The 24,009-nt window shown below is 69.3% G+C and carries 25 protein-coding genes and 1 tRNA gene; 17 read left to right on the top strand and 9 right to left on the bottom strand.

Going from position 1 to position 24,009, the window contains the following annotated elements; genetic code table 11:
• Position 1 precedes the first annotated feature (1 nt).
• Positions 2-418, top strand: a complete 417-nt coding sequence (ndk, locus tag ACIGEP_RS05990) for a nucleoside-diphosphate kinase (RefSeq protein ID WP_396660687.1) — start codon at positions 2-4, stop codon at positions 416-418.
• Positions 419-469: 51 nt separating this feature from the next.
• Here the strand turns inward: ndk and ACIGEP_RS05985 are convergent, their stop codons facing one another.
• The gene (locus ACIGEP_RS05985; RefSeq protein ID WP_396660686.1) at positions 470-1,075 is read right to left on the bottom strand and encodes a vitamin K epoxide reductase family protein; all 606 of its coding nucleotides are present in this window, start codon (positions 1,073-1,075) and stop codon (positions 470-472) included.
• A 301-nt stretch (positions 1,076-1,376) separates the two neighbouring features.
• Here ACIGEP_RS05985 and ACIGEP_RS05980 point away from each other — a divergent pair, with 301 nt between their 5' ends.
• Positions 1,377-3,695 carry an Rne/Rng family ribonuclease gene (locus ACIGEP_RS05980; RefSeq protein ID WP_396660685.1) on the top strand — a complete coding sequence of 773 codons (2,319 nt, stop codon included), beginning with the start codon at positions 1,377-1,379 and terminating at the stop codon, positions 3,693-3,695.
• A 9-nt stretch (positions 3,696-3,704) separates the two neighbouring features.
• Here ACIGEP_RS05980 and ACIGEP_RS05975 read toward each other — a convergent pair whose 3' ends face one another.
• Positions 3,705-3,977, bottom strand: coding sequence for a DUF4031 domain-containing protein (locus ACIGEP_RS05975; protein ID WP_396660684.1), 273 nt, complete (start codon positions 3,975-3,977; stop codon positions 3,705-3,707).
• A 211-nt stretch (positions 3,978-4,188) separates the two neighbouring features.
• Here ACIGEP_RS05975 and rplU point away from each other — a divergent pair, with 211 nt between their 5' ends.
• The 10 genes from rplU (at position 4,189) to ACIGEP_RS05925 (ending at position 11,037) form a co-directional block, all read left to right on the top strand.
• Positions 4,189-4,497 (top strand): 50S ribosomal protein L21, encoded by a 309-nt coding sequence (gene rplU, locus ACIGEP_RS05970; protein ID WP_064002215.1) that lies wholly within the window; start codon positions 4,189-4,191, stop codon positions 4,495-4,497.
• Between the two features lie 21 nt (positions 4,498-4,518).
• Entirely contained in the window at positions 4,519-4,776 is a 258-nt protein-coding gene (gene rpmA, locus ACIGEP_RS05965) for a 50S ribosomal protein L27 (protein ID WP_251580611.1), read from the top strand.
• A gap of 71 nt (positions 4,777-4,847) precedes the next feature.
• Positions 4,848-6,353 carry a GTPase ObgE gene (obgE, locus tag ACIGEP_RS05960; RefSeq protein ID WP_396660683.1) on the top strand — a complete coding sequence of 502 codons (1,506 nt, stop codon included), beginning with the start codon at positions 4,848-4,850 and terminating at the stop codon, positions 6,351-6,353.
• Positions 6,350-7,180, top strand: a complete 831-nt coding sequence (proB, locus tag ACIGEP_RS05955; RefSeq protein WP_396660682.1) for a glutamate 5-kinase — start codon at positions 6,350-6,352, stop codon at positions 7,178-7,180. Before obgE ends, proB begins: the two co-directional genes overlap by 4 nt.
• 42 nt (positions 7,181-7,222) lie before the next feature.
• Entirely contained in the window at positions 7,223-8,482 is a 1,260-nt protein-coding gene (locus ACIGEP_RS05950) for a glutamate-5-semialdehyde dehydrogenase (RefSeq protein WP_396660681.1), read from the top strand.
• A 44-nt stretch (positions 8,483-8,526) separates the two neighbouring features.
• Positions 8,527-8,751, top strand: a complete 225-nt coding sequence (locus ACIGEP_RS05945; RefSeq protein ID WP_251580615.1) for a hypothetical protein — start codon at positions 8,527-8,529, stop codon at positions 8,749-8,751.
• Positions 8,752-8,761: 10 nt separating this feature from the next.
• Positions 8,762-9,358 (top strand): nicotinate-nucleotide adenylyltransferase, encoded by a 597-nt coding sequence (gene nadD, locus ACIGEP_RS05940; protein ID WP_396660680.1) that lies wholly within the window; start codon positions 8,762-8,764, stop codon positions 9,356-9,358.
• A complete protein-coding gene (locus tag ACIGEP_RS05935) occupies positions 9,355-10,512 on the top strand; it encodes a hypothetical protein (protein ID WP_396660679.1) in 1,158 nt (385 codons plus the stop codon). Before nadD ends, ACIGEP_RS05935 begins: the two co-directional genes overlap by 4 nt.
• Positions 10,512-10,889: a ribosome silencing factor gene (rsfS, locus tag ACIGEP_RS05930; protein ID WP_064002207.1), complete on the top strand. Its 378-nt coding sequence runs from the start codon at positions 10,512-10,514 to the stop codon at positions 10,887-10,889. Before ACIGEP_RS05935 ends, rsfS begins: the two co-directional genes overlap by 1 nt.
• Positions 10,890-10,961: 72 nt before the next feature.
• Positions 10,962-11,037, top strand: a tRNA-Ala gene (locus ACIGEP_RS05925).
• A 131-nt stretch (positions 11,038-11,168) separates the two neighbouring features.
• Here ACIGEP_RS05925 and ACIGEP_RS05920 read toward each other — a convergent pair.
• Both ACIGEP_RS05920 and ACIGEP_RS05915 read right to left on the bottom strand, forming a co-directional pair.
• Positions 11,169-11,903 (bottom strand): ANTAR domain-containing protein, encoded by a 735-nt coding sequence (locus ACIGEP_RS05920; protein WP_396660678.1) that lies wholly within the window; start codon positions 11,901-11,903, stop codon positions 11,169-11,171.
• 30 nt (positions 11,904-11,933) lie between these two features.
• A complete protein-coding gene (locus ACIGEP_RS05915) occupies positions 11,934-12,578 on the bottom strand; it encodes an ANTAR domain-containing protein (protein ID WP_396660677.1) in 645 nt (214 codons plus the stop codon).
• A 179-nt stretch (positions 12,579-12,757) separates the two neighbouring features.
• Between ACIGEP_RS05915 and ACIGEP_RS05910 the strand changes: the two genes are divergently transcribed.
• Positions 12,758-12,982 (top strand): hypothetical protein, encoded by a 225-nt coding sequence (locus tag ACIGEP_RS05910; RefSeq protein WP_396660676.1) that lies wholly within the window; start codon positions 12,758-12,760, stop codon positions 12,980-12,982.
• Between the two features lie 57 nt (positions 12,983-13,039).
• The gene (locus ACIGEP_RS05905; protein ID WP_396660675.1) at positions 13,040-14,227 is read left to right on the top strand and encodes a low temperature requirement protein A; all 1,188 of its coding nucleotides are present in this window, start codon (positions 13,040-13,042) and stop codon (positions 14,225-14,227) included.
• Here the strand turns inward: ACIGEP_RS05905 and ACIGEP_RS05900 are convergent.
• Positions 14,210-14,416: a hypothetical protein gene (locus tag ACIGEP_RS05900; RefSeq protein ID WP_396660674.1), complete on the bottom strand. Its 207-nt coding sequence runs from the start codon at positions 14,414-14,416 to the stop codon at positions 14,210-14,212. The genes ACIGEP_RS05905 and ACIGEP_RS05900 overlap by 18 nt on opposite strands.
• 159 nt (positions 14,417-14,575) lie before the next feature.
• Here ACIGEP_RS05900 and nagE point away from each other — a divergent pair, with 159 nt between their 5' ends.
• Entirely contained in the window at positions 14,576-16,495 is a 1,920-nt protein-coding gene (gene nagE / locus ACIGEP_RS05895) for an N-acetylglucosamine-specific PTS transporter subunit IIBC (protein ID WP_396660673.1), read from the top strand.
• Between the two features lie 8 nt (positions 16,496-16,503).
• Here nagE and ACIGEP_RS05890 read toward each other — a convergent pair whose 3' ends face one another.
• The 4 genes from ACIGEP_RS05890 to ACIGEP_RS05875 are packed head-to-tail and all read right to left on the bottom strand — an operon-like array spanning position 16,504 to position 19,817.
• Positions 16,504-17,361, bottom strand: coding sequence for a 3-methyladenine DNA glycosylase (locus ACIGEP_RS05890; protein ID WP_396660672.1), 858 nt, complete (start codon positions 17,359-17,361; stop codon positions 16,504-16,506).
• Between the two features lie 9 nt (positions 17,362-17,370).
• The gene (locus ACIGEP_RS05885; protein WP_396660671.1) at positions 17,371-18,078 is read right to left on the bottom strand and encodes an SOS response-associated peptidase; all 708 of its coding nucleotides are present in this window, start codon (positions 18,076-18,078) and stop codon (positions 17,371-17,373) included.
• A gap of 10 nt (positions 18,079-18,088) precedes the next feature.
• Positions 18,089-19,135: an App1 family protein gene (locus tag ACIGEP_RS05880; protein ID WP_396660670.1), complete on the bottom strand. Its 1,047-nt coding sequence runs from the start codon at positions 19,133-19,135 to the stop codon at positions 18,089-18,091.
• A gap of 4 nt (positions 19,136-19,139) precedes the next feature.
• Positions 19,140-19,817: a DedA family protein gene (locus ACIGEP_RS05875; RefSeq protein ID WP_396660669.1), complete on the bottom strand. Its 678-nt coding sequence runs from the start codon at positions 19,815-19,817 to the stop codon at positions 19,140-19,142.
• Between the two features lie 33 nt (positions 19,818-19,850).
• Here ACIGEP_RS05875 and ACIGEP_RS05870 point away from each other — a divergent pair, with 33 nt between their 5' ends.
• Both ACIGEP_RS05870 and leuS read left to right on the top strand, forming a co-directional pair.
• Positions 19,851-21,137 carry an anthranilate synthase component I family protein gene (locus ACIGEP_RS05870; protein WP_396660668.1) on the top strand — a complete coding sequence of 429 codons (1,287 nt, stop codon included), beginning with the start codon at positions 19,851-19,853 and terminating at the stop codon, positions 21,135-21,137.
• Positions 21,138-21,205: 68 nt separating this feature from the next.
• Positions 21,206-23,785 (top strand): leucine--tRNA ligase, encoded by a 2,580-nt coding sequence (gene leuS / locus ACIGEP_RS05865; RefSeq protein WP_396660667.1) that lies wholly within the window; start codon positions 21,206-21,208, stop codon positions 23,783-23,785.
• Positions 23,786-24,009: the final 224 nt, after the last annotated feature.

Below are 24,009 nucleotides of genomic sequence, written 5' to 3'. Positions count from 1 at the left end.
CATGGCCACCGAACAGACGCTCGTCCTCGTGAAGCCCGACGGGGTCGCCCGCGGCCTCACCGGGGCGATCCTGGCCCGCATCGAGGCCAAGGGGTATGCGCTCGTCGACATCCGCCTCGTGGAGCCCGACCGCGAACGTCTCGAGCAGCACTACGCCGAGCACGCCGGCAAGCCGTTCTACGAGCCGCTGCTGGAGTTCATGATGTCGGGCCCGTCGGTTGCGATCCGCCTCGCGGGCAACCGCGTCATCGAGGGATTCCGTTCCCTCGCCGGCACCACCGACCCGACCACTGCCGCGCCGGGGACCATCCGGGGCGACTTCGGCCGCGACTGGGGCCTGGCCGTCCAGCAGAACCTGGTGCACGGCAGCGACAGCATCGAGTCCGCGAACCGCGAGCTCGCGATCTGGTTCGACTGAGCCCGGCGCTCACGTGCGCCCGTCCCGATCCGGGGCGGGCGCATCGTCGTCTCAGCGGGTGAACTCCGAGATCCAGTCCAACTGCACCTGCGCGACCACTCCGATGATCGCGAAGGCGACGATCGCCATGAGCGGCGTCCACGCCATGAGCGACTCGGCCCGTCGACGTGCCGCAGCGGATGCCGGGAGGGCGCCCACGCGCACGAGGTGCACCATCACGGCGAAGAACGTCGGGATCGTCACCGACCATGTGACCATGCACCACGGACACAGCGTGGCGAGCACGAAGATGCTCTGCGAGATCAGCCAGAGGACGAAGGCGAATGCCGCCGTCACACCGACGCCGAACAGCAGCCAGAACCAGCGGGCGAAGCGGGCGCCCGCCAGCAGCGCCGCGCCGACGACGATCGGTGCCACCCACCCGGTGAGACCCAGGATCGGATTGGGGAACCCGAACACCGAGCCTTGAGCCGACTCGAGGTTCTTCCCGCACTGCACCAGGAGGCTGATGTCGCAGGATGCGGCTGTTCCGGGGTTCGCGAGGAGCTTGAAGCGTTCCGTGGTGAGCTCGAAGGCGGCGAACCACCCCACGACCCCGGCGAAGATCAGCCACAGGGCGAAGACGGTGGGGCGGGACGTGCGGGTCGGCGTGGCCATGCCGGCGATTATCGCACCGCGTCCGATCACCTCCCTGGGGCGCCGGCCGTGCATATCCGACGGGTCGGTCACGGCTTCTGGCCGGGAAGTGGGATAATGGGGGTCGACGTCCCCGCGGCCGCGCCGCCAGGACGTCACCAGAAGACTTCGGGCGATCAGCGCCCGCGCAGCATCACCCCGCCGAGTGTGCGGGGATCGGCTGCAGACCAGATGAGTTCGCGGCACACCTCCGGAACCGGAGCGGAGCCGCCCGATTTTCGCCAGACGGCACGCGGAGCCGTCGGCTGGGAGTAAGCCAGAGATGGCAGATGAAACGAACGACACGACAGCATCCGACGCGACCGAGGGTGATCTGACGCCGGGCGTCGCCGAGACGCAGACCGAGCAGGCCGCTCCGGTCGAGAGCGATTCCGCCCCCGAACAGACGCAGGACGCGGCAGCAGAGGCTGAGGCTCCCGCTGACGCCGAGGCGACGCCCATCGCCGAAGCGGCTTCCGCCGATGCCGAGGCGTCGACTCCTGCGGCCGAGCCGACCGCAGCAGAGCCGGAGGAGCCTGCCGCTCCGGCGGTTCCGACGGCTGTGAGCCTCGGGCTGCTGCCGGAGCAGTTCGTCTCGACCGTCTCGACGGCGCTGCACTTCTACGCCCCCGACGTCGCGCCGCTTCCGCCCCTGCCGCGCGATGACCGTGACGACCGCGACGATGCCGGGGGCGAGGCATCCGGCGGATCGCGTCGCCGCAACCGTCGGCGCGGAGGCGGTGGCGCCACCGCGGACCAGAACGACGAGCCCGCGCCGCGTCGCCGCGTCGTCGAGGTGATCACCGAGCCGCAGCGGATCAAGGGATCCACGCGTCTGGAGGCCAAGAAGCAGCGTCGCCGCGACGGTCGCGAGGCGGGTCGTCGCCGCGCCGTCGTGACCGAGGCCGAGTTCCTCGCGCGCCGCGAGTCGGTCGACCGCGACATGATCGTCCGCTCGCGCGGCGGCCGCATCCAGATCGGCGTGCTCGAGGACAACGTCCTCGTCGAGCACTACGTCGCCCGCAACCAGGACGCGTCGCTCATCGGCAACGTCTACCTCGGCCGCGTGCAGAACGTCCTCCCCAGCATGGAGGCCGCGTTCGTCGACATCGGCCGCGGTCGCAACGCCGTGCTGTACTCGGGTGAGGTGGACTGGGATGCCGTCGAGACCGGCAACCAGCCGCGACGCATCGAGCTCGCCCTGAAGTCCGGCGATCGTGTCCTGGTGCAGGTCACCAAGGACCCCGTCGGTCACAAGGGTGCGCGCCTCACGAGCCAGATCTCCCTCCCCGGCCGCTACCTCGTCTACGTCCCCGGCGGGGCGATGAACGGGATCTCGCGCAAGCTCCCCGACACCGAGCGCGCCCGGCTCAAGAAGATCCTCAAAGAGGTGCTCCCGGAGTCATCCGGCGTCATCGTGCGGACCGCGGCGGAGGGTGCCACGGAGGATCAGCTCACCCGCGACGTGCAGCGGCTCACCTCGCAATGGGAGCACATCAGCACGCAGGCGCAGACGGGTCAGGCGCCCGCGCTCCTGCACTCCGAGCCCGACCTGCTCGTCAAGATCGTGCGTGACGTCTTCAACGAGGACTTCCGCAAGATGCTCATCCAGGGCGACGAGGCGTACCAGACCATCACCTCGTACCTGACCGGCGTCGCGCCCGATCTGCTCGAGCGCATCGAGAAGTACGAGGGCGAGCAGGACCCGTTCGACGTCTTCCGGGTGACCGAGCAGATCGAGAAGGCGCTCGACCGCAAGGTGTGGCTGCCCTCGGGAGGATCGCTCGTCATCGACCGCACCGAGGCGATGACGGTGGTCGACGTCAACACGGGCAAGTTCGTCGGCACGGGCGGCAATCTCGAGGAGACGGTCACCAAGAACAACCTCGAGGCCGCGGAGGAGATCGTCCGTCAGCTGCGGCTGCGCGATATCGGCGGCATCATCGTCGTCGACTTCATCGACATGGTGCTCGAGTCCAACCGCGACCTCGTCCTGCGCCGGCTCGTCGAGTGCCTGAGCCGCGACCGCACGAAGCACCAGGTCGCCGAGGTCACCTCGCTCGGTCTCGTGCAGATGACGCGCAAGAAGATCGGTCTCGGTCTGCTCGAGACCTTCAGTGAGCCGTGCGAGGTGTGCGCCGGTCGCGGCGTCATCGTCCACCACGACCCGGTCGTCAAGCACCGCGCGTCTTCCGGAAACGGAAACGGCAACGGCAACGGCAACGGCCGTCGCCCGCGCCAGAACGGCGGATCGTCGCAGCCCCAGAACGGCGGCGGCACTGCGCCGGCACCCGGCGGCACCCACGTGATCACGGAGGGGGTGAAGTCCGCGCTCGCGCAGATCGCGGCATCCACCATCCAGCCGCACGAGGAGCCCGCTCCCGTCGTCGTGGAGGAGACCGTCACCGCCGAGCGGCCCGAGCGCGCCAAGCGCCCGCGTCGCAAGAAGGCCGAGGCCCCGAAGACCGACGCCGACCGTCTGCTGGACTCCGTGCTCGAGGCGCTTCCCGAGCCGAAGGCGCCCGGTCAGGGGCGCGCGCGTCGTCGCGTCACGACCGCGGCGCTGACCGGCACGCCCGTCCAGACCTCCACCGAGGACTGACCGTCCGTGTCACCGCCCGCGGCGCTCGCGGGCGGTGACGCGCAGTCCCGAGGCGATGAGCCGACGCACGAGCTCATGCGCACTCACGCGCTCCGCACCGCCCGCCACGAGGCGGTCGATCGCGTCGTCGGGGACGTCGTAGTGGTCGCGATCGAAGGCGCGGGGCGGGATGCCGTGGGTCGCCGCGAAGGCGTGGAGCTCGTCGAGATCGCTGTCCGAGACCATGTGGGCCCACAGCCTCCCGTGCGCCGGCCACATCGCGGAGTCGACGAGGATGACCATCCGCCGATCATAGGTCCGCGTGCCCACCGGGGATCGGGCGCGGCGCGCCGGGGCGGCACTTTTGCCCTCACTGCGGCGATCGGGTATTCTGGTCCCTTGGTGCGTCACGTGTCGCAGGCAGTTGCGACGCAGAGCCTGGCTTCCGCACCACGACTTCCAGTCTCATCAGACAATCGGAGCCGAGCGCTCCACAGAAGAAACAAGGTGTGAAGTGGTTTACGCAGTTGTGCGCGCCGGTGGCCGTCAGGAGAAGGTCCAGGTCGGCACCATCGTCGTCCTCGACCGTCAGGCGGCGAAGGTCGGCGACAAGATCGAGCTCCCCGCTGTCCTGTTCGTCGACGGCGACGCCGTGACGACCGACGCCGACAAGCTCGCGAAGGTCAAGGTCACCGCCGAGGTCCTCGGCGAGGAGCGCGGCCCGAAGATCGTCATCCAGAAGTTCAAGAACAAGACCGGCTACAAGAAGCGCCAGGGCCACCGCCAGGACCTCACGCGCGTCAAGATCACCGGCATCAAGTAAGAAGCCGAGAGGACACGAGAGATGGCACACAAAAAGGGCGCAAGCTCCACCCGTAACGGTCGTGACTCCAACGCACAGCGCCTCGGCGTGAAGCGTTTCGGCGGCCAGCAGGTCCTCGCCGGCGAGATCATCGTCCGTCAGCGCGGCACCCACTTCCACCCGGGCGCCGGTGTCGGCCGCGGTGGCGACGACACGCTGTTCGCGCTGGCCGCGGGCGCGGTCGAGTTCGGCACGAAGGGCGGCCGCAAGGTCGTCAACATCGTGTCGGTCCCCGAGTAATCGGACGCAATCCTTCATGAGGGGCGGGCTACGGCCCGCCCCTCATCTTTTCCCCTGATAGGAGACATCGCATGGTGACGTTCGTCGACCGCGTGACGCTGCATCTGCGCGCGGGCAAGGGCGGCAACGGCTGTGTCTCCGTGCGTCGCGAGAAGTTCAAGCCGCTCGCCGGCCCCGACGGTGGCAACGGCGGCCACGGCGGGGACATCGTCCTCGTCTCCGACGCGCAGGTGACGACGCTCCTGTCGTACCACCACTCGCCGCACCGATCCGCGGGCAACGGCGGGTTCGGCATGGGCGACCACCGTTCGGGCGCCGCCGGCGAGGACCTCGAACTGTCCGTGCCGGTGGGCACGGTCGTCAAGGACGATGACGGCGAGACGCTCATCGACATGGCGACCCCCGGCATCCGCTTCGTGGTGGCACCGGGCGGGCAGGGCGGTCTCGGCAACGCGGCTCTCGCGAACCCGAAGCGGAAGGCTCCCGGCTTCGCCCTCCTCGGCACGCCGGGGTGGGAGGGGGATGTCCATCTCGAGCTGAAGACCGTCGCCGACGTCGCGCTCGTCGGCTTCCCGTCCGCCGGCAAGTCGAGCCTGATCGCGGCGATCTCCGCGGCACGGCCCAAGATCGCCGAGTACCCCTTCACGACGCTGCACCCGAACCTCGGCGTCGTGCAGGCCGGTGACGCGCGCTACACCGTCGCGGACGTCCCCGGCCTCATCGAGGGCGCGAGCGAGGGCAAGGGTCTCGGACTCGAGTTCCTGCGCCACGTCGAGCGCTGCACGGCCCTCGTCCACGTCCTGGACTGTGCGACCCTCGATCCCGGCCGCGACCCCCTCAGCGACCTCGATGTCATCCTCGCCGAGTTGGCGGCGTACCCGGTGCCCGAGGGCCAGGTCCCGCTCCTGGAGCGTCCGCAGCTCGTCGCGCTCAACAAGCTCGACGTCCCCGAGGCCAAAGATCTCGCCGATCTCGTCCGCCCCGAGCTCGAGGAGCGTGGCTTCCGCGTCTTCGACATCTCCACGGTCAGCCGTGACGGTCTGCGTCAGCTGACCTTCGCGCTGGGCGAGATCGTCGAGGAGCACCGGGCGGCGCTCGCTGCGGCGCCCGCCCCCGAGCGTGTCGTCATCCGACCGCAGGGGTCCAAGAAGGACTTCGAGATCCGCGTCGAGGGCGGCACGTACGGGAACGTCTACCGGATCCTCGGCGACAAGCCCGTTCGCTGGGTCCAGCAGACCGACTTCCAGAACGAGGAGGCCGTCGGCTTCCTGGCGGACCGACTCGAGAAGCTGGGCGTCGAGGACGAGCTGTTCCGCGCCGGAGCGCAGGCGGGGTCCACCGTCGTCATCGGCCCCGGCGACGGCATCGTCTTCGACTGGCACCCCTCGCTCAGCTCCGCTGCCGAGCTGATGACCGCGCCGCGCGGCACGGACCCGCGTCTGGACCTCAACCCGCGACGCACCACGTCGCAGCGCCGTGACCGGTACCACGAGCGGATGGACGCGAAGGCCGAGGCCCGCGCCGAGCTCGAGTCCGAGCGCCTCGCGGCGCGCGGGGAGGACGAGGACGCGTCGTGACCCTGCAGGACCGCGGCGGGATCGCCGGCGCTCGACGTGTCGTCGTGAAAGTCGGATCGTCGTCGATCAGCGGCGAGAACGCCGGCAAGATCGGTCCGATCGTCGACGCTCTCGCCGAGGCGCACGCGCGCGGCACCGAAGTGGTGCTCGTCTCATCCGGCGCCATCGCGACCGGCATGCCGTTCCTGCTGCTTGATGCCCGTCCCAGTGACCTGGCCACCCAGCAGGCCGCCGCCGCCGTCGGACAGAACGTCCTGATCTACCGGTACCAGGAGGCCCTGCGCCCGTTCGAGATCGTTGCGGGACAGGTGCTGCTGACGGCCGGCGACCTCGAGAACCCGACGCACCGGTCGAACGCGCGGCGCGCGATGGAGAGGCTGCTCGGGCTCCGCATCCTTCCGATCGTCAACGAGAACGACACCGTCGCGACCCACGAGATCCGCTTCGGCGACAACGACCGTCTCGCAGCGCTCGTCGCGCAGCTCATCGGTGCCGACGCCCTCGTCCTGCTGAGCGACATCGAGACGCTGTACACGCGGCCGCCGGACGAGCCGGGCGCCGTCCCGATCACGCACGTCGAGTACGGCGACGACCTCGCCGGGTACCAGTTCGGTTCCGTCGTGGTGAACAGCGTCGGAACCGGGGGAGCGGCGACGAAGGTGTCCGCGGCCCGCCTCGCCTCGGCCGCCGGCATCGCCGTGCTCGTGACGAGCGCCGACCTGGTGCACGCCGCGCTCCGCGGCGACGAGGTCGGCACGTGGTTCGCTCCGAATCCGCATCCCGCCGCGCCCTCCATCACGGGTTCGGTGCGGGTCCCCGACGCCTGACACGCGGGGAGCCACCGCATCCGCCCGCTCTAGACTTGGCGGATGACGATCACCGCGACCACACCCCAGGAGCGCATGCACGCGGCGCGGACCGCGTCCCGATCCCTGGGTCTGTTGACGGATGCCGCGAAGGCAGAGCTCCTGCGCGCGATCGCCGACGCGATCGAGGCGAACATCTCGCCGATCGTCGCGGCCAACGCCGACGACCTTGCGCGCGGACGCTCCGACGGGCTCTCGACGGGGCTCCTCGACCGGTTGACTCTCGACGACCAGCGGGTGCGCGCTCTCGCCGCCGCCGTGCGCGACGTGGCCGACCTCCCCGACCCCGTCGGCCGCGTGCTCGACGAGCGTGTCCTGCCGAACGGCCTGCACCTGCAGAAGGTCTCGGTGCCGTTCGGAGTGATCGGGTCCATCTACGAAGCCCGCCCCAACGTGACCGTCGACATCGCGTCCCTCGCCCTGCGCTCGGGCAACGCGGTCGTCCTGCGGGGCGGAAGTGCCGCGCAGTCATCGAATGCGGCGCTGATCTCCGTCATGCGGGGAGCCCTCGCCGAGGCCGGCGTCGACCCCGAGGCCATCCAGACCGTCGACGATTTCGGTCGGGACGGCGCCCGCGCGCTCATGCGGGCTCGCGGCCTCGTCGACGTCCTCGTCCCGCGCGGCAGCGCGCAGCTGATCGAGACCGTCGTCACGGAGTCGTCGGTGCCGGTCATCGAGACGGGTGCCGGTGTGGTGCACATCGTGTTGGACGAGTCGGCGCCGCTCGACTGGGCCACCGACATCGCCGTCAACGCGAAGGTGCAGCGGCCGAGCGTCTGCAACGCGGTCGAGACGCTGCTCGTGCACCGGGGCGCCGCGGAGCGCCTCGTGCCGCCCGTCGTGACCGCATTGCAGGCGCAGGGTGTCACGGTCCACGGCGACGAGGCGACGGCCTCCCTCGTCGCCGGTGTGGTCCCGGCGACCGACGACGACTGGGCGACCGAGCACATGAGCCTCGACATCTCGGTGCGCGTGGTCGAGGACCTCGACGAGGCGCTCGCGCACATCCGCCGGTACTCGACGCAGCACACCGAGTCGATCATCACGACGGACGATGCCGCCGCGGAGCGGTTCCTCGCCGAGGTGGATGCGGCGGTCGTCATGGTCAACGCGTCGACGCGGTTCACCGACGGCGGCGAGTTCGGCTTCGGCGCTGAGGTCGGGATCTCGACGCAGAAGCTTCATGCCCGCGGACCGATGGGCCTGCCGGAACTGACGACCACGAAGTGGCTGGCGCGGGGCGCCGGGCAGATCCGGTCCTGACCGCCTAAACTGTTGCTGCACGCGACCCCTCGAACGGAGCCCGAATGAACCTCGTGACGACCATCGTTTCCGCTGCGGCGGAGGCCGAGCACCACGGCGGCAACGTCATGGCCACGACCTTCGTGTACGGCGTGGTGGCCTTCGTGCTGTTCATGCTGCTCGCTCTCGTGTCGGTGTCGTACCGCAACGTGGCCAACCGCCACGCGCACAAGGCCGAGGCGTACGCCGCGAAGAACCCCGTGCAGCAGGCGGGCCACGGCCACCACTGAGGCCGTGTCCATGGCAACCACGCGCGCACCGCGTATCGGTGTGATGGGCGGCACGTTCGACCCGATCCATCACGGCCACCTCGTGGCGGCGAGCGAGGTCGCACAGTCGTTCGATCTCGATGAGGTCATCTTCGTCCCGACCGGTCAGCCGTGGCAGAAGTCGGGTGTCTCGTCCGCGGAGCACCGCTACCTCATGACCGTCATCGCGACGGCATCCAATCCGATGTTCACCGTCAGCCGCGTCGATGTCGATCGGACGGGGGCGACGTACACGATCGACACCCTGCGCGAACTCAAGGCCCAGCGTCCTGACGCGGACCTGTTCTTCATCACCGGCGCCGACGCCATCGCGCAGATCCTCGGATGGCGCGACGTCTCGGAGCTGTGGGAACTCGCGCACTTCGTCGCGGTCTCGCGCCCGGGGCACACGTTGAGCGTCGATGGGCTTCCGGCCGAGGACGTCAGCAAACTGGAGATCCCCGCCCTGTCGATCTCTTCCACCGACTGCCGCGCTCGCGTGAGCCGTGGGCACCCCGTCTGGTACCTCGTCCCGGATGGCGTCGTCCAATACATTGCGAAGCATCACCTGTATCGGAGCAAGGCATGAGCACACCTGACCAGCCGAGCACTCCGCCGCTCACCCGGCGCCAGCTGCGCGAGTTGCGCAACACGGCATCGACGCCGATCATCACGCCGGAGCAGGCGCAGGCGGATGCCGAGATGTCCGATGCCGCCGCCGAAGAGGCAGCCGAGGCGGCCGCCGCGCACGAGGCCGAGGTCGCGCCCGAGCGTACGCCGGTCGCGCTCGACGATCTTTCCGACCTGGATCCGGACGCGCAACCGGTCACGCGCCGTCAGGCTCGGCTGCTGGAGAAGCTCCGCACCGGCACAGTGGATGTCGTCGCCGTCGACACGGACGGCATCCCGACGCCGGAGTCCGAGGAGGCGGAGGCTGCCGTCGCGGCTGACGAGCCGATCGACGCCGACGAGGTCGACGACGAGCAGGGGGACACGCCGGACGCCGTCGGCACAGCGGACGTCGACCCCGCCGCCGAGGAGGAGCCCGCAGCGGTCGAGGACGGCGCCGTCATCGTCGAGGACGAGTCGCCCGCGGAGGCGGAGGCCGAGGACTCAGCCGTCGCCGCTGACTCGGCCACGATGGAGCACGAGGGGCCCGAGGCGCACGAGGAATCCGAAGAACCCGAGGCGCAGGGAGAGCCCGAGCCCGAGGAGCCCGAGGCGCACGAGGAGGAGGACGAGCCGGCTCGCGTCGTCGCCCCCGATCTCGGTGCGCAGCTGCTCGAGGACGGCGCGGCCCACGTCGACCTGCCGCCGTCGTTCGATCATCTGCTGACCCGCGGGGGCAGCGGGTCGGCCTCGGCGCCGAACGCCCTCATCCTCTCGCAAACGCCGGACACCGGCTCGCTGTCGGTTCCGATGCTGGGTACGGGTGAGTTGATCATCACGGGCAGCTATCAGCTGCCCGACACGTTCGGCTCGACCGGCGCGGCACCGGGTGTATCGGACGGCAAGGACGCGGACGCCGCCCTCATCGACGGGGAGCTTCCGCCGGCATCCTCGCCGACCCCGATCGCCGCCTCGTCCGCGATCAGTACCATTAAGAGCGCGGATGAGATCATCCGCCCCCCGGCGCCCGAGAAGGGCAGCCGCCTCGTCATGACCCTCGCGATCTTGGCCGGTGCCCTCGGGCTGGCTCTCGCGACGGCCCTCGTCCTCACCCTTGTGAACGGAAACTTCTGATGGTTGCTGCAGAGCACACGCACGAACTCGTCCAGGTGGCCGCGGCCGCCGCCGACAGCAAGGGTGGGACGGATCTCGTCGCCTTCGACGTCTCCGGTCCGCTCCCGCTGATCGACGCCTTCCTCCTCGTGACCGGAAACAGCGAGCGCAACGTCGCCGCCATCGCGGACGAGGTCGAGGACAAGATGCTCGAGGCGGGGCAGAAGCGGCTGCGGCGCGAGGGCCGCGACGAATCGCGGTGGGTGCTCCTGGACTTCGGCGACCTCGTCGTGCACGTCTTCCACGAGGAGGAGCGTGTCTTCTACGGTCTCGAGCGTCTGTGGAAGGACTGCCCGATCATCCCTGTGACCATCGCGGAGCCCACCCCGAGCGAGTGACGAACGTCGCCCGTGTTCGGAGCACTCCTCGGCGTGTAGTAAGCTGAATGAGTTGCCGCGAGCGGCGACCAAGGGCCTGTGGCGCAGCTGGTAGCGCACCTGCATGGCATGCAGGGGGTCAGGGGTTCGAGTCCCCTCAGGTCCACCAAACACGCCGGTTCGCCGGGGTTTTTGTGTATCCGGCTCCGCCCTCGGCGCGACCTGTTGGCCACGCCTTTTCGTGGGTGCGGGGTCGGTCCAGCGAGCGACGCGTGCGAGAACGACGGCGCCGCCGAGGCGTCAGAGGTCTCCGAGCTCGCGGGTCCGGTCGGCCGCGTTCTCGACGACGTCACGGGCGAGATCCGCGAGCCGACGCCGGCTGCTGCGGGCCCGGTCGCGGAGTCGCTGGAAGGCCTCGTCCATGTCGATCTGATGAGCGTGCGCGAGGACGCCCTTGGCCTGTTCGATGACGACGCGACTGTCGAGGGCCTGTTGCAGTTGACGGCGTGCCACGTCCGCTTCGCGGAACGCCTGCTCGTGCAGGATCCCGATGGTCGCGATGTCGGCGAGCCCACGCACGGCACGAGCATCCTCAGGGCTGAGGCTCTCGGTTCCGTCGCCGAAGAGGTTGAGCGATCCGATCACCTCGTCACGCAGACGCAGCGGCACGGCGTACATCCAGCGGTAGCCGAGGGCGCCGGCCCTCGCCGCGAAGTCCGGCCAGCGCGTGCGAATGCCGTCGATGTCGCTGACGGTGACGGGCTCACCCGTCCGATACGCGTCGACGCACGGTCCCTCGTCCGCCGTGAGCTGGAGGAGGCTGATGAGCTGACTCCGCTCGGTCGTGGAGGCGACGACCTCGAGCGGGTGACCTTCGGTGCGCAGGAGGATGCCGGCGTCGGCGGCATCGAAGATGTCCGAGCACCGCGACACCAACCGGTAGAGCAGATCGACCACGTCGTATCCGCCGACCATCGTGTCGGCGATCTCCACGAACGTCTCGATGAGTTGCATCTCGCGCGTGTCGCTACCCATGTCTGCAATCTCCTCCGAACCAGCCCATGATCACACGGTGAAGTCGATCTCGCGACTGATGATCGACTCGGCGATCGACAGCACGGATCGCCCCGACGCGAACGCGTGGGCACGGATGACGATGGGTGCGTCATCCGGACTGACCCGCAGTTGCGCGCACACCATCCCGGTCGCCTGGTGCACGATGCGTCGGGACGAGCCACCGGTTCCGCGCGCGATGTCCTCGCCGGCCAGGACGCGATCGAAGATCCGCAGGGCGGCCGCTTCGGCCATGGCGGATGCCAGAGCCACATCGCGGTTTTTCAGTGCATCGGGATCGTCGACGTAGAGGTCCACCGCTCCCACCTCGATCATGCCCACCGCCATCGGGAACGCGTAGATGGAGCGGACGCCACGATCAGCCGCCGCAGCGTGGAAGCCCGTGTGGTCGAGCGTGGTCGACTCCCGCACATCGTGGATGAGCACGGGAGCGCCGGTGGCATGCGCCGTCCACCCGGGACCGACGCCGGAGTCCAACTGGATCTCCTCGAGGGCCGACGCGATGAGGTCACTGGCGCACACGGTCTCGACGTCGAAGGGGGGACCGAGCGTCGAGACGCCGACGTGGTGTACGGGCAGCATGGTCATGAAGACCGCGCAGATCGGATCGACCTCGGCGGCACCGGAATTCCTCACGACATCCTCCATGGCCTGGCTCGTTCTGAAGCGGCCTAGGCCAGGGACGCTGGCCCCAGTCTAGGGGCCGCCCTTGATGCGGTGCGATCTTGCGACGCCGTCGCGGCCGCGGATACACTCGGCCCACGTCGCCCCGGACCCTGGCGCTCCTTGCACATGTCGCGAGATCGGGGAACGGTATGGCACAGCAGGCTCGGCGTCCGCCGGACGGGATCGTCTGGACCACAGCGGAACCCGACATGTACGCATGCGCCATCGAGGGGCGCACGGTCGGATTCGTCCTCCGCGTCGCGGGCGGTTTCATCGCGTTCGACGATGCGTCGAACCCGTTGGGCCGCTACCAGCGTGCGCGTGCGGCGAGGAGATCGGTCGAGACGATCCGGGCGCGGCGTTCGTTGGAGTGACCGCGTCGCTCGGCGCTGCGTGCGTGGCAGCATGGTCCACGTGAGGATGAGGGCGGGATGAGAGGTCCGGTGGCGTCGACGATGCGGCTCGTCCCCATGCGGCCGCGGGATCCGCGCGAGCTGGGGCGCGCAGCATCCTCTCTCGAGCTGTTCTTCGACCTCGTGTTCGTCGTCGCCGTGAGCATCTCGGCCGTCCAGCTCCACCACGCGCTCACCGCGCACCATGTGCTCGACGGAATCCTCAGCTACGCGGCCGTCTTCTTCAGCATCTGGTGGGCGTGGATGAACTTCACGTGGTTCGCCACGTCCTTCGACACGGACGACTGGCTCTACCGTGTGCTGACGATCCTGCAGATGGGTGGTGTCCTCGTCCTTGCGGCGGGTGTCGAGCCGGCCTTCGTCGACGGCGACTTCCGGATCGTCACCGCAGGGTACGTCGTCATGCGCCTGGCGATGGTGGTGCAGTGGTTGCGCGCATCCCGGCGCGCCGGCCCCGCGCGACGGGCGACGCTCGTCTACGCCAGCGGGATCACCGTCGTGCAGGTCCTCTGGGTCGCCGCCCTCGCGCTACCCGATGGTGTCTTCCGAGTCGCGATCCTCGGCCTGATCCTGGCGGAGCTCGCCATCCCGGTGATCGCGGAGACCCGAGGGAACACACCGTGGCATCCGCACCACATCACCGAGCGGTACGGACTGTTCACCCTCATCCTGCTCGGTGAAAGCCTGCTCGCCTCGGCCAACGCCATCCTCGAAGCCCTGCACGACGACGAAGCGCCCGCGCCGTTGATCAGTGTCGCCGTCCTGGCACTCGTGGTCACCGCAGCGCTCTGGTGGATCTACTTCTGGCCGCCGCACCACCACGCCATCGGGCGGCTGCGAAACAACCTCGTCTACGGGTACGGACACTTCTTCGTCTTCGCCGCGGCCGGAGCGTTCTCCGCCGGCATCGAGGTGGAGATCGACGTGCTCACCGGGCACAGTGCACTGACCGCACCGCGGGCATCCTTCACCTACACGGTGCCGATCGCCGTGTTCGTGGGGGTGATCTGGCTGCTGGCGATCCGGCCGTACGCGGATCGCGTCGTGAACGCCGTCGTTCCGGTCGGAGCGGCGCTCGTCCTGATCGACCCGATCATCCCCGTGCCGATCGCATTGACCGCCGTGATCCTCGCGGTCGTCGTCGCCGTCCTGGTGTGGCGCGCACCCACCACACCCGAGCCTGCGCGGTCAGATCTCGTCGGTTGAGTCCGGATCCTCTTCGGTCGCGCCCGTGTCGACGGCGAGATCACCGTCGTCCGGTGCCTGGAAGCGCTCGTCGGGGGCGACGGCGTCCGCCGGGTCGGGCGCGCCCTCCGGCGCCGGAGGAAGGCCCTCCTGCTCTCCGCCGACGAAGCGGTCGAGCTCGGGGGAGTGGGACGTGGTGTCAGCGCTCACGATGATCCTTTCGACCCTGCAAGTCTCGCGAGCGCTCCGACGAACGTCGAGGGGTTGACGGCGGCCTCGACGTCGACCGCGTGCCCTCTGCCGTCAGGCGCTGACCCTGAGTAGCCTCGTGCTCGGCTCCACCCCCCCGGAGCCGGGAGCGGAGAAACGATGAAATTCTTCCAGAGGCTCGGCCGATCGCTGATGCTGCCGGTGGCGGTGCTGCCAGTGGCCGCGATCCTGTCCGGCATCGGCTACTGGATCAAGAACGCCAACGGCGGCGCGGACAACGTCGGATCCGCGTTCCTGAGCGCTGCCGGCGGTGCTCTCCTCGACAACCTCGCGCTCCTGTTCGCCGTCGGTGTGTCTATCGGGATGGCGAAGAAGTCCGACGGGACGTCGGCTCTTGCGGGCCTCGTTTCGTGGCTCACCGTGACGACCATGCTGAGCCCGACGACGATCGGGGCACTCACCGGTGCCGCCGTCGACGACGTCGATCCCGCATTCACGAAGGTGGAGAACGTCTTCGTCGGCATCATCTGCGGACTGATCGGCGCCTGGTGCTACAACCGCTTCAAGGACACCACGCTGCCGGATGCGCTGTCGTTCTTCTCAGGCAAGCGCTCCGTCGCGATCGTCACCGCCGGGCTCTCGCTGATCCTTGCGATCGCGCTCATGTTCGTCTGGCCGTTCGTCTACGGCGGCCTCGTCGGCTTCGGGGAGTGGATCGTCACCCTGGGTCCCGTCGGCGCGGGAATCTACGGATTCTTCAACCGGCTGCTCATCCCGCTGGGACTGCACCACGCGCTCAACTCCGTGTTCTGGTTCGACGTGGCGGGCATCAACGACCTCAACAACTTCCTGCAGGGATCTGCCGGTGACGGCGTCTACGGCGTCACCGGGCAGTACATGACGGGCTTCTTCCCCGTCATGATGTTCGGCCTCCCCGGCGCTGCCCTCGCGATGTACGTGACCGCCAAGACCACCAGGCGCAAGGTGGCCGCCGGCATCCTGCTCTCCGGGGCGATCTCGTCGTTCTTCGTCGGCGTCACCGAGCCGCTCGAGTTCTCGTTCATGTTCCTCGCCCCGTGGCTCTACCTCATCCACGCCGTCTTCATGGGCATCTCGCTGTTCGTGTCGGCGATCCTGCCGGTGCGCATGGGCTTCGGATTCTCGGGCGGCTTCATCGACCTGGTCCTGGGATGGGCGAACCCGCTGGCCGAGAACCCGTGGATCATCCTGATCATGGGGCCGATCTGGTTCGTGATCTACTTCCTCGTCTTCCGGTGGGTCATCCGCCGGTTCGACCTCAAGACTCCCGGGCGCGAGGACGACGACGTCCTCGACGACGAGGAGACGGATGCCGCACCCCGCGGCGACTTCCATGCGACCGCGGAACGCTTCGTCGACGCCCTCGGCGGACGCGAGAACATCGTGGAGCTCGACAACTGCGCGACGCGTCTGCGGATGGAGATCGCCGACGTCGCGCGGGTCGACGAGGCCGCCCTCAAGCGCGCGGGAGCGGCCGGCACGATCAAGCCGGGCGGCCGTTCCGTACAAGTCGTCTACGGACTCAACGTGCAGTTCGTGAAGGACGCCATGGAGGATGTCATCGCGGGTCGCTCCGCATCCGCGGCGCCGGCGTCGTCAACGGGCACGATCGCCGCGCAGGCGACGCAGGCGCCGGACGTCGTGCGACTGCGTCAACCTGTCGCCGGTCGTGTGCTGGCGCTGGCGGAGGTCCCCGACGAGATGTTCGCGAGCGGCACGATGGGACCGGGGGTGGCGATCGATCCGAGCGGCGACGTCATCGCCGCACCGGAAGACGCCACCGTCGAGAGTGTGTTCCCGACCGGCCACGCGATCGGCCTCCGCCTCGACGACGGGACGGAACTGCTGATCCACGTCGGGATCGACACCGTCGCGATGAAGGGCGACGGGTTCGAGACCCTCGTTTCCGCCGGGCAGCGCGTGACGACCGGCGACAGGCTCGTGCGTTTCGACCGCGCGAAGATCGTGGCCGCCGGCCACTCCCCGATCACGCCGATCGTCGTCCTGAACAACCCCGAGGCGCGCGTCGAGCTCGGGTGAGGTGCGGGTCAGCCGATCAGCGCGAGCAGCGACGCGCGGATCGGCTGCGCCCGTGCCGTGAAGCCGCGCTGCGCGGCGACGTACTCGGCCTTGCCCTCGGGAGTCTCGACGGGGACCGGTGGGTACCCCCATGCCTCGAGGTCATAAGGGGAGGCGCGCATGTCGAGTTCGCGGATGTCGCGAGCGAGCTCGAAGGCGTCGAGCATCAGCTCGCCCGGTACCAGCGGCCCCAGCTTCACCGCCCATTTGTAGAGGTCCATGCCGGCGTGCAGGCAGCCCGGCTGCTCCATGGCCGCCTGGGTGTCGCGGGACGGCGCGAAGCGGTTGAGGGGGACCGCGTCGGGGGTGAAGAAGCGGAACGCATCGATGTGCGTGCAGCGCACGTCGTGCGCGTCGACGACGGCGTCCGTCCCGGCGACGCCGAGTCGGAGCGGAACCGGATGCCGCGTCTCGCGATCTCGGTACACCATCGCCCATTCGTGCATGCCGAAACAGCCATACGATCCGGAGCGGCCGAGGGCGCCCGCGAGGATGCCGCGGATGGCGCGCACGAGCGGACTCTTCTCTGCGAGGAACGCGTCGGAGTCCGCGCTGACCGCACCCCCCTCGGACCGGTACCACCGCCACGCGCCGTGCGGTGCGCCGGTCGCGTCGTCGAGGGCGACGTTCCGTCCCGGGTGCCACCGACGCAGGAGAGCTGGCTTGTACGAGTAGTAGGTGTAGAGGAAATCGTCGACCGGGTGCGTCTCACCGCGCGCAGCGCGCTGTCGCCGCGCGGCGGTGAGCGCGTCGGCGCGAGTGATGTGGGCCTGCATCCGCTCGGTCCATTCCGACCGGTCGAGCACGACCCCGGTGACGATCGTCATACGCGTCGCTCAGACGGGCTCGATGAGCTCGGGCGAGTCGTTGCGGACATTGCCGACGGCGCTCGAGACGATGTGGTCGGTCAGCCCTGCGACGACCTGCGGCGCGGCGTCGACCGCGGCGTCGAGCAGATCGCCCACGTTGTCGACCTCGGTGTCCAGCCAGGCGTCGGCGAAGTCGGCGTCGAGGAACAGCGGCATCCGATCATGAATGGATCCCAGCGGATCGATCGCGGCGCGCGTCAGGATCGTGAAGGACAGCACCCACCGGCTGGGGTCGTCGTCTGCCTTCTCGGGGTCCTTCCACCACTCGTACACGCCGGCGAACAGCAACGGCGAGCCGTCGGCGGGGCGGATGAAGTACGGCGTCTTGCCCGCGTCGGTCGTCTGCCACTCGTAGTAGCCCGTCGCGGGAACGACGGCGCGCCGCTTGATGAGGGCCTGCCGGAACATCGGCTTGTCCTCGATCTCCTCGGAACGGGCGTTGAAGGCCCGCGCTCCCACTTTCACGTCCTTCGCCCACGACGGGACGAGGCCCCACCGCGCCGGCTCGAGACGCCGGGTCGGTGGTTCGGTCTTCGCGGAGTCCAGCACGATGGCGACCTGCGAGGTCGGGGCGATGTTGTAGGACGGCGCGGGCAGATCGTCGCTCTCGACGTCGACGCGCAGGACGCCGACGAGTTCGGAGGCGACGTTCGCGACGACGAAGCGACCACACATGGCTGACAGCCTAGGAGGAGGGTGGGACATCGCGGACGATGTCGACATCCGTCAGGCGGTCGAGCAGTTCGGCCCCGTCGTCTCCGGTCACCCAGGGCACCCCGGCGGCGCTGTGGTCGTCGACCGCGGTGCGACCACCTGCGAGGACGGCCTCAGCGGGTGTCAGTCGGCGGATCGCGACGGCCGCGACCTGATCCGGGTGCTGGATCGTGAACTGCGTGTAGATCTCGTCGTCGTGCTGACCGTCGTCTCCGATGAGGAGCCAGTCGATGTCCGGGAACTCCTCCGCCAGCCGGCGAAGGCTCTCCTGCTTGTGCAGCTTGCCGCTGCGGAACCACCGGTCGTGGGTCGGCCCCCAGTCGGTGAGGAGCATCGCGCCCATCGGGAAGAGGTGGCGCCGCTGGAAGCGGGCGAGGGTCGGGGCGACGTTCCAGGCCCCCGTCGACAGGTACATGACGGGCGCGCCGGGGTTCTCGCGCGCGAGACGCTCCAGGAGGACCGCCATGCCGGGCACCGGCTGACGAGCGTGTTCGTTGAGGACGAAGGAGTTCCATGCGGCGACGAACGGGCGGGGGAGCGCGGTGACCATGACGGTGTCGTCGACGTCCGAGATGATGCCGAACCGGATGTCGTCGCCCACCACGAACACACGCGCCTCGACGGGCTCGGCGTCCTCGACGTTCATCAGGACGTGCTGCCAGCCAGGGGCGAGGGTGGCGGGGAGCACCGCGTCGACGACGCCACCGCGGTCCGCGACGACCTCGTGCGGCACGCCGTTCACGATGACGGTGACGGTCGCATGAGCCACGGGGACCGACGCGAAGCTGCGCCATCCCCGCACGCCCGCGTAATCGCCGCGCTCGCGCCGCTTGGCCTTCGGCGGGATCAGGACCCGCCCCAACACCCGGATCCACTCGGTGCTGCCGTACCCGGGGAACGCGGCGACCGTGGCGCTGCGTCCCCGCGCGCGGGCACGCTTCTCGCGCCACGCGTGGAACTGGTACTCCAAGCGTGCGAGCCAGAGCGCCTTCTTCGGGGGCGAGGAGGGGGAAGCCATCGGTTCAGTCTTTCACGTTGTCCGAGTCGACCCCGCTGGGCTCCTCATCGACGAGGTGGCGGGCCTCGCGCGCGCCGATGACGCGTTTGGCGATGTAGACCAGGACGAGGAAGACCGCGATCACCGCGACGAACAGGTATCCCGCGTAATGCAGGTTGTCGGAGAGTTCCCGGTACCCCTCGGCGGCGGCCGCGGCGACCGAGACGTACGCCACCGACCACACCGCGCACGCGGGGACGGTCCAGGCGAGGAAGCGCCGGTACGCGAACCCGCTCATCCCGACCGTCAGGGGCACGAGGGAGTGGAGGACCGGAAGGAATCGGGAGAGGAAGATCGCCGGGCCTCCGCGGCGACGCAGATACAGCTCGGCGCGTGCCCAGTTGCGTTCGCCGATGAGTCGGCCGACACGCGAGAAGCGGATGCGGGGACCCAGCCATCGCCCGAGGGCGAATCCGATGCTCTCACCCAGGAGCGCACCGACGAGGACCGCTGCGACGAGCCACGCGCCCTCGGCGAACGTGTCCACGGCGGTGCCGGCGACGATCACGATCGAGTCACCGGGGACGATGAGCCCCACGAGCACACTCGTCTCGAGCATCATCGCGACGCCGGCGACGATCGTCCGCACGACCGGGTCGACAGCCTGGACGGTGCCGAGCAGCCAGTCGAGGATCTCGTTCACGACCTCAGATTATCCGCCGTCTACCCTGAAGGGATGTCGAGCGACCTGGCCTCCCGCGCCCTCGCGGGGTGGGTCGATCCCGCGATCGTCTTCCTGGAGCTGTTCGCCTCCGCGGACGGCGTCTTCTGGCTCGATGCCGGACCCGACGCGTCGGAAGGCTGGAGCTGGGTGGGCAGCGGCATCCGCTCCTCTTCTCCGCGGGACGTCGTGGCCGAGGGTGGGGGAGACCGCTCCGAGGGTCCCTTCCGAGGCGGCTGGGTGGGCTGGGCAGGGTACGACGACGCTGCGGCCCGAGCGGGTGCGCCGGCCTCGGCCGATGCGGGTCCGGGGGATCTCTGGCTGCGCGTCGAGCGGATGCTGGGGTTCGATCACTCGGCTCGTCGCGTCGTCGCATTCGCGCCGGAACCACAGCTGGTCGAGCTCGTCGCCGAGGCCGAGGCCGCCGGTAGGGGGCCGATGCCGCCCGCGGGGCCCGCGCCGCGTGTGCAGGTGACGGCGCGTCATGCACCGGCGGAGTACGCGGAGCTCATTGAGCAGTGCCGCGAGGAGATCTGCGAGGGTCGTGCGTATCAGCTGTGCCTGACGACGCGATTCGAGACGTCGGCATCCGTCGACCCGGTGCAGACCTACCTCCGGCTGCGTGCCGCGACGCCCGCGCATCACGGAGGCTTCATCCGCAGCGGTGGATGGGCCCTCGCGAGCGCATCGCCGGAGCAGTTCCTCGCGGTCGAGGACGACATCGTCCGCACCCGCCCCATCAAGGGGACGCGGCCCCGCTCGACGGACCCGGAGCGCGACGCCGCGCTTGCGGCCGAGCTGCGCGGGAGCGAGAAGGAGCAGGCGGAGAACGTCATGATCGTCGATCTCATGCGCAACGATCTGCAACGGGTGTGCGACCCGGGATCGGTCGCAGCGGAGCGCCTGCTCGAGGTGGAGTCGTACCGCGCGGTGCATCAGCTGGTGAGCACCGTCGCGGGCCGGCTGCGCACCGGGACGACCGTCGGTGAGCTGTGGGACGCCGCGTTCCCCGCCGGCAGTATGACGGGAGCGCCCAAGCTGTCGGCGATGCAGATCCTCCATCGCCTCGAAGCCGCGCCGCGGGGAGTGTTCGCCGGCTGCTTCGGGTGGATCGGGGATGACGGGGGCGTCGACCTCGCGATGGTCATCCGCTCGATCGTGGTCCACCCCCAGGGGGCGTATGTCGGGGCCGGCGGCGGGATCACCTGGGGTTCGGTCGCCGCGGACGAGGTCGCAGAGGTCGGTATCAAGGCCCGCGCACCGCTCGGCGCCCTGGGCGCGGAGCTGCCGCCGGGATGGTGAAAGTCCCGGTCCGCTAGGCTGAAACGGCGCTTTCGCGCGCCCTCCCGACTTTGCACGATTGGTTCACCGTGTCATCCAGCACCTCCCACGACGCATCGACTCCCGAGCAGACGAGCTTCGACCCGCGCGCCATCCAGACCAAGTGGCAGACCCGGTGGGTGGAGGCCGACCCGTTCAAGGCCGGCGGTGACGAGGACACGCGTCCGCGCAAGTACGTGCTCGGCATGTTCCCGTACCCCTCGGGCGACCTGCACATGGGCCACGCCGAGAACTACGCCTACGTCGACGCGGTCGCGCGCTTCTGGCGGCACCGCGGGTACAACGTCCTGAACCCGATCGGGTGGGACTCGTTCGGCCTTCCGGCGGAGAACGCCGCGATCAAGGGCGGCGCCGGGTCCGATCCGCGCGAGTGGACCTACAACAACATCGCCCAGCACAAGACGAGCTTCCGCGCGTTCGGATCGTCCTACGACTGGAGCCGTGTGCTCCACACGAGCGACCCCGAGTACTACCGCTGGAACCAGTGGCTGTTCCAGCGTCTTTTCGAGCGCGGGCTCGCCTACCGCAAGCAGAGCGCCGTCAACTGGTGCCCCAATGATCAGACCGTCCTCGCGAACGAGCAGGTCGTCGACGGTCACTGCGAGCGGTGCGGGTTCGAGGTCGTCAAGAAGAAGCTGACGCAGTGGTACTTCAAGATCACGGAGTACGCCGACCGGCTGCTCGACGACCTGAACCAGCTCGAGGGGTTCTGGCCGCACAAGGTGCTGCAGATGCAGCGCAACTGGATCGGCCGGTCCATCGGTGCCGACATCGACTTCGAGATCGAGGGTCGCGCCGAGAAGATCACCGTCTTCTCGACCCGCCCCGACACGCTGCACGGCGCGACCTTCATGGTCGTCGCCCCCGATTCCGATCTGGCCGCCGAACTCGCCCAGGGGGCGTCGCCCGAGGTGCAGCAGCGCTTCCGGGACTACCTCGACACGGTGCAGAAGACCAGCGAGATCGAGCGTCAGACCGCCGACCGCCCCAAGACGGGTGTCTTCCTCGACCGTTTCGCGATCAACCCGATCAACGGCGAGCGTCTCCCGATCTGGGCGGCGGACTACGTGCTGGCCGACTACGGCCACGGCGCCGTCATGGCCGTTCCCGCGCACGACCAGCGCGACCTCGACTTCGCCCGGGCGTTCGCCCTGCCGGTCAAGGTCGTCGTCGACACGACGGCGCCGGTCACCGGTGCGATCCCGGTCATCGAGGTCGATGAGGACGGTGTGCCGATCGGCGACGACCTCGAGTCGATCGATCCCGCTCGCACGGGCACGGCGCTCACGGGTGACGGACGCCTCATCAACTCGGGCACGCTCAACGGCCTCTCCAAGCGCAACGCGATCGCGCGGGCGATCGAGGAGCTCACCGCGGCCGGCACCGGTCGCGCCGCGAAGACCTACCGCCTGCGCGACTGGCTGATCTCGCGCCAGCGCTTCTGGGGCACGCCGATCCCGATGATCCACACCGAGGACGGCCGCATCGTCCCCGTTCCCGACGAGCAGCTGCCCGTCGTCCTGCCCGACGCCAAGGGCCTCGACCTGAAGCCGAAGGGCACGTCGCCGCTGGGCGGCGCGACCGAGTGGATGTCGACGGTCGACCCCGAGACCGGCGAGCCGGCGCTTCGGGACGCGGACACGATGGACACGTTCGTCGACAGCTCGTGGTACTTCCTGCGCTTCCTGGCTCCCAACGGGGCGACGGAGCCGTTCCCGACGGCCGAGGCATCCAAGTGGGCCCCCGTCGACTCCTACATTGGCGGGGTCGAGCACGCGATCCTGCACCTGCTGTACGCGCGGTTCATCACGAAGGTCCTTTTCGACATGGGCCTCGTCGACTTCACCGAGCCCTTCACAAGCCTCATCAACCAGGGGATGGTGCTGCTCGACGGCTCGAAGATGTCGAAGTCCAAGGGCAACCTGGTCGAGTTCGCCTCGAGCATGGACGACCCGGGCGCGGATGCCGTCCGTGTCGCGATCGCCTTCGCCGGGCCCGTCGAGGACGACATCAACTGGGAGGACGTCTCGACGACCGGCGCCCAGAAGTTCCTCGCGCGCGCTTTGCGTGTCGCCACGGATGTCGCGAGTCCGACGGACGTCGTGTGGGCCGAGGGCGACACCGCGCTTCGCCGCGTGACGCACCGCCTGTGGGCGGATGTGGTCGGTCTCGTCGAGCAGTCGAAGTTCAACGTCGTCGTCGCGCGCCTCATGGAGCTGGTCAATGCGACGCGCAAGACGATCGACTCGGGCGCCGGCGCCGCCGACCCCGCGGTCCGTGAGGCCGCCGAGGCCGTCGCGATGATCCTCGATCTGTTCGCCCCGCACACGGCCGAGGAGATGTGGGAGATCCTCGGGTACGAGCCCTTCGTCGGCGTCGTCCCGTGGCGTCAGGCCGACCCGACGCTGCTCGTCGAGGAGTCCGTGACGGCCGTCGTGCAGGTCAACGGCAAGGTGCGCGGCACGCTCTCGGTCCCGGCGAAGATCTCTAGCGAGGAGCTCGAGCAGCTCGCGCTCGCGGACGAGAAGGTGCGCCGGGCGATCGGCGACAAGGAGATTACCCGAGCCGTCGTGCGGGCACCGAAGGTCGTGAGTTTCACCGTCGCGTGAGTCCGGCCGCGGTCTCACCGCGGCGTCTGCGCACTGCCCTTGCGGGTGTGATGCGCAGATTCGGACATCGTTCGGGGATGCGGAGTGACACGGCCCGTGGTATCCGCATCCGGGCACGTTCTCCGAATCCGCGACCGGGGTGCCTCTGAGCGGTCGGCGGATGAGGCCCGCCCCGCGATCTTTCCTGCGGGATCTGACGCGGACGCCATCCGCGGCGGTTCCTC

The organism is Microbacterium sp. NPDC077663 (assembly GCF_044542795.1).
Classification (GTDB): domain Bacteria; phylum Actinomycetota; class Actinomycetes; order Actinomycetales; family Microbacteriaceae; genus Microbacterium.
Note: the sequence above shows the minus strand (reverse complement) of the source record. Positions and strands in the feature narration are given on the sequence as shown.

Excerpts from the sequence above, each read along its gene's own strand:
- ACIGEP_RS05910 (WP_396660676.1), top strand. The coding sequence starts at position 12,758 with ATGGCACAGCAGGCTCGGCGTCCGCCGGACGGGATCGTCTGGACCACA.
- ACIGEP_RS05920 (WP_396660678.1), bottom strand. The coding sequence starts at position 11,903 with ATGGGTAGCGACACGCGCGAGATGCAACTCATCGAGACGTTCGTGGAG.
- ACIGEP_RS05885 (WP_396660671.1), bottom strand. The coding sequence starts at position 18,078 with ATGTGTGGTCGCTTCGTCGTCGCGAACGTCGCCTCCGAACTCGTCGGC.
- obgE (WP_396660683.1), top strand. The coding sequence starts at position 4,848 with ATGGTGACGTTCGTCGACCGCGTGACGCTGCATCTGCGCGCGGGCAAG.
- ACIGEP_RS05975 (WP_396660684.1), bottom strand. The coding sequence starts at position 3,977 with ATGGTCATCCTCGTCGACTCCGCGATGTGGCCGGCGCACGGGAGGCTG.
- ACIGEP_RS05880 (WP_396660670.1), bottom strand. The coding sequence starts at position 19,135 with ATGGCTTCCCCCTCCTCGCCCCCGAAGAAGGCGCTCTGGCTCGCACGC.
- nadD (WP_396660680.1), top strand. The coding sequence starts at position 8,762 with ATGGCAACCACGCGCGCACCGCGTATCGGTGTGATGGGCGGCACGTTC.
- ACIGEP_RS05905 (WP_396660675.1), top strand. The coding sequence starts at position 13,040 with ATGAGAGGTCCGGTGGCGTCGACGATGCGGCTCGTCCCCATGCGGCCG.
- nagE (WP_396660673.1), top strand. The coding sequence starts at position 14,576 with ATGAAATTCTTCCAGAGGCTCGGCCGATCGCTGATGCTGCCGGTGGCG.
- ACIGEP_RS05950 (WP_396660681.1), top strand. The coding sequence starts at position 7,223 with ATGACGATCACCGCGACCACACCCCAGGAGCGCATGCACGCGGCGCGG.
- ACIGEP_RS05980 (WP_396660685.1), top strand. The coding sequence starts at position 1,377 with ATGGCAGATGAAACGAACGACACGACAGCATCCGACGCGACCGAGGGT.
- ndk (WP_396660687.1), top strand. The coding sequence starts at position 2 with ATGGCCACCGAACAGACGCTCGTCCTCGTGAAGCCCGACGGGGTCGCC.
- rpmA (WP_251580611.1), top strand. The coding sequence starts at position 4,519 with ATGGCACACAAAAAGGGCGCAAGCTCCACCCGTAACGGTCGTGACTCC.
- rsfS (WP_064002207.1), top strand. The coding sequence starts at position 10,512 with ATGGTTGCTGCAGAGCACACGCACGAACTCGTCCAGGTGGCCGCGGCC.
- ACIGEP_RS05985 (WP_396660686.1), bottom strand. The coding sequence starts at position 1,075 with ATGGCCACGCCGACCCGCACGTCCCGCCCCACCGTCTTCGCCCTGTGG.
- ACIGEP_RS05935 (WP_396660679.1), top strand. The coding sequence starts at position 9,355 with ATGAGCACACCTGACCAGCCGAGCACTCCGCCGCTCACCCGGCGCCAG.
- ACIGEP_RS05890 (WP_396660672.1), bottom strand. The coding sequence starts at position 17,361 with ATGACGATCGTCACCGGGGTCGTGCTCGACCGGTCGGAATGGACCGAG.
- ACIGEP_RS05945 (WP_251580615.1), top strand. The coding sequence starts at position 8,527 with ATGAACCTCGTGACGACCATCGTTTCCGCTGCGGCGGAGGCCGAGCAC.
- ACIGEP_RS05870 (WP_396660668.1), top strand. The coding sequence starts at position 19,851 with ATGTCGAGCGACCTGGCCTCCCGCGCCCTCGCGGGGTGGGTCGATCCC.